At 68.6% G+C, this 6,000-nt stretch carries 1 protein-coding gene (cut by a window edge); it reads right to left on the reverse strand.

The annotated features are described in order from the left end of the window. Positions 1–5,883: the 5' portion of an alpha/beta fold hydrolase gene (locus AB0B25_RS07320; RefSeq protein ID WP_357176029.1), read on the reverse strand. It extends 145,290 nt beyond the left edge of the window; the window shows 5,883 of its 151,173 coding nt (coding positions 1–5,883); the start codon lies at positions 5,881–5,883; its stop codon lies off the left edge, out of view. Positions 5,884–6,000 lie beyond the last annotated feature (117 nt).

Here is a 6,000-nt window from a genome sequence, read left to right on the forward strand (position 1 = left end):
CCGGTCGGGGGATTCCAGCGGCAGCGGATGCTTCGACAGCACCCATTCGCCGGGTCGCGCCACCGGTGGCGGAAATGCCGCGACCCCGCCGGTGGCGTTGTCGCGCCCACCGTTCGCCAGAGCTTGGTCGGCCATCGTGAGCGCGACCGCCTGCAGATCATTCGGGTGAGCGGCAACCGCATCAGCGAACGCATACAACGGCATACCGTCGGTCAACACCCCGATGACCCGGTTGCCCTCGATGGGGAACGTCTTGATGTAGCGCGTCACATCCGCGGGAAGGTCTTTCTCCGCGGCGAAATAGTGCAGCCCGGTATCGGAGGGATCCCACGGATCCAGCACCTTGGCGCCTGCCATCGGATCATCCGGATTCACCGAAAGCACTTCGATGTCACCGAATCTCCCGACAATGACCAGCCCCGGCAGCATGATCGCCGCCGCCGCGGAAACCCCCGGTGCGCGCTCTCTGCGCGGCATGTTCGAGTACATGTCGCGGATCAGGTGCCTGATCTCGACCATGCTCTCGCGAGCACGCTCACCCGGCGGCAGGTTCAAGTACGTGTCGAGGGTCGGACGCAGGTGCGGCGGCAGGTTCAAGTACTCGTCGAAGGTCAGACGCGTCACCTCGACCAAGCCCTGCTCGAACGCCAGCCGCATCGCCTCCTGGGGCGCGACCCCCGCCTGCAACAGGTCCACCAGAGTGTCGCGAATCGTCTGCACGACAAGCTGAGATCCCTTTGCGCCATCCTTCCGCGCGGTGACCCCATCGCCGGTCACCAACACGGTCGCCGGTTGGTTCCCGGCGATTTGGCCGACCGCGAACGCCATCGCGTCCTCATTGCCGTGGCCGTGCGCAGCGGGATTGCCGTTGTTGGTAATCAGGACAGCCGCATCCGGCCCCCACCGCGATCTCGATTCCCATCGCGAGGGCACCTCGATGACATGCCGTTCCTCCCACGGCGCGCCGAACAGCAGGGTGCTCTCGGCGGGCATGTGCACGCCGTGCAGCGCGCTGGGTTCCTCGCCCGGCGCGAGCGGATGCTCGAGGACACCGTTCTGGGATTTGATAAAGGTGACCTGGTGCGATTCCCCCGCGAAAAGCCGGAGGAATAGATCGACCGCGTCCGTGCCCTTGTGGGTGTACTCGCCGTCACCGTTGTAGCACTGCCGCAGCAGGTACGCGTCGAACGGGCTCATGCCCTCGTGGGGATATCCGCCGCCGCTGTAGCTGTGCTGGATCACGACCTCGTGTATCGGGTCGTGGCTGATGTAAGCGGTGTGTCCGAAACCGTCGCGGTATTCGATGACGAACGCCGCTCGCATTCCGGGAGTGTTGCGCACCTGCTCGATCAGCTGCGCCGCCGTCAGCTGACCGTGATGGCGGCGGTTGAAGTTACCGCCCACCTTCTTCGCGAGATTTACCGCGGTATCGCCGGCCAGCGGGTTGCCGCGCGGCGGCTTCACCGGTTCCGGACCGACCCGGCCGGTGGCATCCCAGTTCGCCCGTGCGAACACCCACTCGGCGTAGGTCGCGCACCGTCCGACCAACAGCGGCTCGACCGCATCGCCGTCGGCGGCGCCTTCCTTCGAGACCGCGCCATCCTGCGCTTCCCGCTCGGCGAGGAACTCGACGGTCTCGGCCAGCTCGGCCGCAAAGTTCTCGATTATCCGGATCTCGGCCTGCAGAGCCGCGATGACGGCGGGATCGGCGCCGGGCTCATCCGGCTGGTTCTCCCGGTCTTTCTCCCGCTCATCGCCGAGCTCGACCCGCCTGTAATCCAACGCGGTACGGCACGCGAGCGTACGAACCACCGCGGGCAAGCCCGCCGCCGCCAGCACCGTGTCCGGATATGCCGCAATGAACGCGGCCCGCTCGTCCTCGGTCATTCGCGGCCACAGCACCCCGAGTTCCCGAGCCCGGGCCCGCCGGTCCGCCTCGACATCCCGTACCCGGCCCGCACCCGGCACCAGGTCCGCGAGTCGCAACCCTTCGCGCTCCAACGCCTTCGCCACCACCGTGCGCGAACGCCGCACCGCACGCGCACGCTCGGCCCGCATCCGGGTCCGGCGAGCCGCTCGACCGGGCAACGCACCACCGGGCGCACCGACCGGCGCGGGCCGATCGGCGCCAGTCGCACCGGGTTCGGCCGCACCGGTCTCGGCCGGCGGCTGCGGCAGGCTGGCCAACGCCGCCGGATCCGGTGTCGACAGCGCCGTCGACTCACGACCCGGAATCGCCACCGGCGCGACCGCGGGCGCCGTCGGACGCTGCGAGCCCGCATCGGCGGCGGGTGGTTTGCCCGACAGCGGATCTTTGACCGTCTCGGCCTTCTCGGCGGTCGACGCATCATCGCCCACCGCGCGGTCCGACCGCGGGCCAGCCCCACCGTCCAACGCGGCTACCGCGTTCTGCAGGATCTCGATCTCGGCCTGCAGGGTCGCGGCCAGCGCGCCATCCGGGTCCGTCTCCCGCACGTCACCGAGTTCGATCCGCTTCGGATCCAGTGCCGCATGAGCCGCGCGCAACCGAATATCGCCAGGCATATCGACCGCGCCCAGCAGCGTCTCCGGGTACGCCGTGGTGAAGGCCGCCCGCTCCCGCGGGGTGAAGCCCTGGTCCCACACCTCCATGAGCAAGCGAGTCCGTGCCCGGAAGTCCGACCACACATCACGCACTCGCCCCGCACCCGGCACCAGGTCCGCGAGACGCACCTCTTCGCGCGCCAACGCCGCCGCCACAGTCGCGCGAGCATCCTGCACCGCCTGTGCGCGTTCGGCCCGCAGCCGAGCCCGACGAGCCGCACGACCAGGCAGCGCGGCACTTGGCGCACCAACCGCCGCAGGCCGATCAGCATCAGTCACATCGGATTCCGCGGCACCGGGCGCGTCAACCGCTGCAAGCCGATCAGCATCAGCCACATCAGGTTCCGCGGCACCGGGCCGCGTCGGAGTCTGGTGCTGCACACATGCCAACGCCACTGGATCAGGCGTGGTCAGCGCCGTCGACTCACGCCCTGGAAGCAGAACCGGCACAACAGGATTCGCGGCAGCAGCCTGTCGCGACCCCGGTGTGTCGACCCGAGCCGGCGCGGAATCCACCGGCTCGGCGGCCGCGGCATCGCCGACCGGTGTGCTGTCCGATTGCGGTTCGTCCGCCTCGGCGAGCGCGGCGGCCAACTTTTCCACCCGCTCGATGTGCGTCTGCAGACCTGTGACCAGCGTGGTGTCCGGGTTGTCTTTCGCTTGTTCGACGCCGAACTCGATCCGGATCAGGTCCAGCACTGTGTGGGCTGCGCGGAGCCGAGCCTCATTCGGCAGACCCGCGGTCCCCAACACCGTTTCCGGATACGCCGCAATGAATGCCGCCTGCTCCCGCTCGGTCAAACGCGGCCACAGTGCGACAAGCTGCCGGGCCCTGGCCCAGGTGTCGGCCCGCACATTACGCACCCGGCCCGCGCCGGGCACCAGATCCGCGAGCCGTTCTCCTTCGCGCGCCAGCGCGGCGGCCACCACTTCACGCGCCTGCTGGACCGCTCGCTCACGTTCGGCACGCAGCCGAGCCCGACGGGCGGCACGACCGGGCACAGTAGCTGCCGCCGGTTGTCCGGTGGCGCCGTCGACCGCGGTCGCATTCCCGTCCGCAGCGGGCTGATCGGCGAGCGCCGTCCTGAGATCGATGATCTCCACACCGTGTCCGAGGCTGTCTCGGGGTGTATCGGGAACTGTCCCGGTCCGGTCCGGCAGCTGTTCGAACGCGACGGTCAGCATCGCAGGGTCCGGCGTGGTCAGGGCAGTGGACTCCCGACCCGGGATCGCCACCGGCACAATGGCATGTGCCGTCGGGCGCGTGCTGCGCACAGCCCACCCCCACGCACCAGTCGGGCCGGTAGGGGAATCCGCCTCGGTGGCAGTGTCGGTGTCGGTATCGGTTGCTGCCGTCGACACCTCGGGCTCGGGCTCCGATACCGGATGTGGCCGGGGTTTTCGGTCGGGATCGAATCCCGGATTCGCGACGAACACCTGAACGGCCGGCATGTCCGCGATGGCAGGCGCGGCCGGGTCATTCTGGAAACGCCCCAGGAAGAACTGGGGAGCGATCCCACCCGCGAACACGTGCATATTCCCCCACACGAACCTCCCCCGCGGTCCGTCCACCACATACATCCGAGCCGTCGCACCCGCCGGCCCCAACGCCGCCCGCGCCTCGTCCGGTGAGGAGTAGGCCACCACTACGTTGTCGATCCCTGACAGATTCGGCATCGCATCCGGATGCGCACCATCCACCAATGGCGCCACCGGATCCGCCTCCGGCACAGCCAGATACGCCACTCCCTCGGCCACATACCGCGCGGGTGTCGGCGACTCCCCGAAACGCGCCAACAGACCTGCGATATCCACCCCCTTCTTCACCACCGCCCCAGCCAACGGGTCCTGCTCAACCGTCAGGCCCGCCACCTCCATCCCCCGCAGCACTTCTTCCGCGGCAGGCGCCGGCGGCGCCTGCGGCGCAGCCGCCCGGCGCACGGCCGCCGCGCGCGCAGCCGCCATCTGCTGCTTGTTCCGCTCCTGGCGGAACTCCCGCATATCCACCGCCAATGCCGCGACCTGCTCGGACAGCGACGGTTTCGGCTCCGCGAGCTCCCGCGGCTTCCGCTTCGGATCGAAAGCGGAATTCTCCACGTATATCGACATGTCCCCGGAGATTTCATGCCACCCCAGCACGAAATTCTCCGCGAACCCACCGATGAGATATGCCATCGTCGGATTCTCCGAAGAGCCCGCTCGAATGAAGGTCGGCGCCTTCACCACGACCACGCAATCCGCGCCGAACGCCTTCGCCTGCTCCAGCGAGGTGAACCCGGATACATAGCCTTGATCGCCCGGTGTGATCCCCTCCGCCAACACCTTCGCCAAATCCGACACCGGGAAAAAGGCTTCGACCCCGTCTTGCACCCATGTCACCGGCGACTGCTCCCGGCCCCACGTGGCGAACACTCGGTCGACCGCTACCGTCGCCCCTTCCGGCGTCGCCGCGGGCCTCGGATTCACCCCCTCCGGCAACCCGGAAATCGCCCTCCCCAACGCCACCTGCGCGTTCAACTGCGCCAGCGCCGCTTTCCGCGACTCCGCAAGAACCTGATCCGCGGTCAGACCCGAGCCGGCCTCCCCGGTTCCCGACTGTGCCCGTTTTGCCAGGCGCGCGACCGCCGCCCGCCGCTGCCGCTCCGCATCTCCGGTATGTGGCGCCGCGCGCTGCACCTCCTGCGCCGGTGCCGGCCCGGCGAGCTTCGGTCGCACCGGGCGGGGTGTGTGGTTGGGGTCGAATCCTGGGTTGGGTACGAATACCCGATTAGCTGGCATGTCTTCGAAGTCGGGGACATCCAGGTCTACATCGTTGCGGAATAGGCCCATGAAGAAGTGGGGAAGGACGCCACCGACATACAGCAGTGTGTTGCCTTGCCGGAACCTTCCGCGTTGTCCCTGCACCAAATACACCTCAGCCGTTGCGCCCGCGTCTCCCAACGCCGCGCGCGCTGCCTGCGGTGAGTCGTAGGCGACCACGACACCTTCGACGCCGAACACGTCCGGGTGCGCACCATCCACCAGCGGCGCTACCGGATTCCCTTCCGCCACTGCTATATAGGCGGCCCCTTCCTTCTCGTAGCGCACCGGCGTCGGCGACTTCCCCAACCGCGCCAGCAACCCCGCCATATCCACCCCGTCTTGCACCACCGCCCCAGCCAACGGATCCTGATCGACCGTCAGGCCCGTCACCTCCATCCCCCGCTGCACCTCGTGGGCTGTCGGTGCCATCAGCGGCTCGGCTTGGGGCGCGGTGCGTGCGGCCTCCCGGTCGCGGTGGGCCTGTTTGAACTCCCGCATGTCTGTCGCCAGATCCGCGACCCGCTCCGACAGCGACCGCGCCGCTACCGGTTTCGGTTGCTTGCGCGGTACCCGTCCCGGCGCGAAACCGGGGTTGCGCGTGAAACTCGACACCGC

This window comes from Nocardia sp. NPDC049190 (genome assembly GCF_040648115.1).
In the GTDB taxonomy this organism is placed as follows: Bacteria; Actinomycetota; Actinomycetes; order Mycobacteriales; family Mycobacteriaceae; genus Nocardia.